5 protein-coding genes are annotated in these 2,058 nt (G+C 58.6%); all 5 read left to right on the top strand.

What is annotated here, in order from left to right; all coding sequences use genetic code 11:
- A partial coding sequence (locus ACNKID_RS06580; protein ID WP_417912638.1) for a NifB/NifX family molybdenum-iron cluster-binding protein occupies positions 1-423 on the top strand: 423 nt, incomplete at its 5' end.
- Between the two features lie 22 nt (positions 424-445).
- Positions 446-751 (top strand): (2Fe-2S) ferredoxin domain-containing protein, encoded by a 306-nt coding sequence (locus ACNKID_RS06575; RefSeq protein WP_417912637.1) that lies wholly within the window; start codon positions 446-448, stop codon positions 749-751.
- On the top strand, positions 748-1,197 hold the full coding sequence (locus tag ACNKID_RS06570; RefSeq protein WP_417912636.1) for a GNAT family N-acetyltransferase: 450 nt from the start codon (positions 748-750) through the stop codon (positions 1,195-1,197). Before ACNKID_RS06575 ends, ACNKID_RS06570 begins: the two co-directional genes overlap by 4 nt.
- Before the next feature lie 15 nt (positions 1,198-1,212).
- Positions 1,213-1,389, top strand: coding sequence for a hypothetical protein (locus ACNKID_RS06565; protein ID WP_417912635.1), 177 nt, complete (start codon positions 1,213-1,215; stop codon positions 1,387-1,389).
- Positions 1,390-1,466: 77 nt separating this feature from the next.
- Positions 1,467-1,892, top strand: coding sequence for a hypothetical protein (locus tag ACNKID_RS06560; RefSeq protein WP_417912634.1), 426 nt, complete (start codon positions 1,467-1,469; stop codon positions 1,890-1,892).
- Positions 1,893-2,058 lie beyond the last annotated feature (166 nt).

Raw genomic sequence — 2,058 nt, 5'->3', positions numbered from 1 at the left:
GAATATGGCGCAGTCTTGCTTGCTCCGCCAAGCAGCGGCTCGGCCTTTGCTGGCACGATGCTCCCCAAACCGAGCAAGGAGCGGCCCAATGTCGCTGTGGTCAGCAGCAGCGGCATGGAGGTGGATTTGCACCTTGGTCAGGCCGAGAAAATCCTGATTTACGGCCCGCGCAGCAGCGACGAGCTGCCTTCGCTGCTTGCTGTGCGCAACGCGCCTGAAGCAGGCGCAGGCAGTGTGCGCTGGGAGACGCTGGCCCGCGAATGCCTCTTTGACTGCTTCGCCCTGCTGGCAGCCAAGGCGGGCGAGAATCCGCAAAAGGTGCTGTCGGAACAGGGCATCAAGGTTTTGCTGGCCGAGGACAGCATTGACGGTCTGGTGGATGTGCTTTACGGCGGCGGCAAAAAACACAAGTGCAAGAAATAAACTCATCTGAACGAGGTACGACATGGCCATACCAAAGCGGCAGATATTGCTCTGCCAAAGTTTTCGGGCAGCAGGCGACAAGAAGGGGCTTTGCCACAAGCAGAGCGAGGGTTTGCTGCAATACATTGAGGAGGAAGTGCTGGACCGTGGTCTTAATTGCCTGATCACCGCCACGTCCTGCCTCAAGCAATGCGAGAAGGGGCCGGTGATGGTGGTGCAGCCGGAAAACTGGTGGTTCGGCGGCGTGAGCAGCGAGGAGGCGGTTGATGCTATCCTCGACGGCCTCGAAGAAGGCAAACCATCGGCAGGATACCTGATTTCCGAATGAGCGCGGCGCAGATTCGCCCAGCTGCGGCTGCGGACATCCCTGCCCTGCTTGATCTGCTCAAGCTGCTGTTCAGCATCGAGAAAGACTTTGTCTTCAATGCGGCCAAGCAGGAGCGCGGCCTGCGGATGCTCTTGGCAAGCCCGCAGGCGGCGGTGATCGTCGCTGCGCAGGGCGGGCAGGTGATTGGCATGTGCACTGGCCAGCTGCTGATCTCCACGGCGCAAGGCGGGCCTTCGGCCTTGGTGGAGGATGTGGCTGTGCTGCCTGCGCATCAGGGCAAAGGGCTGGGCAGACGGCTTGTGGCTGCTGCCGAGGCATGGGCGGTCAGCCACGGGGCCAGCCGTATTCAGCTGCTGGCAGACCGGAACAACGCCCCAGCCTTGGCCTTCTATCAGAAGACAGGCTTACAGAGCACCGCCATGATCTGTCTGCGTAAGATGCTGTAAGCGGAGCAGAACAGCTTGGCCATATTTATCGGTATGTTAAGCGCAGCAGGAACGCGGGCAGATCAGGGAGAGCGGAGCATTTCCGGCCTGCCGGATTCCCTGCACACGAATCCGCGCATTCGTATTTTATTTGAGCATGCATTTGATGGGATCGAATGCATGCATTTGATCAGCACGAATGCACGCATTTGACAGGATCGAATGCACGCATTTGATCGGTGCGAAACTGCGAGAGATGGCAGCAACATTTTACAGAGCACTTGAGCGCGATGAAGATTCAGCCGCTGCATGAGTTGCGCCCGGTCAAAGGCTGGGAGGAGTTTTTCCGCCACGGCGAGGGATTCTTGCGCACAGCCACGCAGGCGCAGCGCAAGGGCCTGCGGGCCTTCACCTCGGAGATTCTCTACAATCTCATTGCCATGGCCATAGAGAAGTTCGTCATGGCCGCGCTGATGCGCCACGGCGAGCTGCCTGACAATCATACTATGGCCGACTTGGTCGCGGCGATGGAGCAGGTCTTTCCGGGCAAGATGGGGGAGATCGGCGAGGGCCTGCTGCAGATGGATCAGTATCAGGACATCTGCTCGCTGGACGGCTTCAAGATCAGCCCGCCGCAGATGGAGGAAATCCCGGCCATGCTGGAGCTGGCGGAGCGGCTGAAGGGGCTGGTGCACGATCAAATTCTTGCCAAGTAAGGGCAGAAAATTTTCTGCCCCTACGGCTGGTTAAAGGGAAAAATATGCCAGAACGAAAACTCGGTGTGGTCAAGGAAATCGTCGAGGCGGCAGGCATGGGCATCTCCCATGTGTATGAGGACTTGGTTTTTCTCAACCACAACGCTTTCCTGCTGCAATTCACCAA

Source organism: Candidatus Electronema sp. TJ (genome assembly GCF_048287355.1).
In the GTDB taxonomy this organism is placed as follows: domain Bacteria; phylum Desulfobacterota; class Desulfobulbia; order Desulfobulbales; family Desulfobulbaceae; genus Electronema.
The sequence above is the reverse complement of the archived record's forward strand: the minus strand, read 5'-3'. Positions and strand labels throughout refer to the sequence as shown.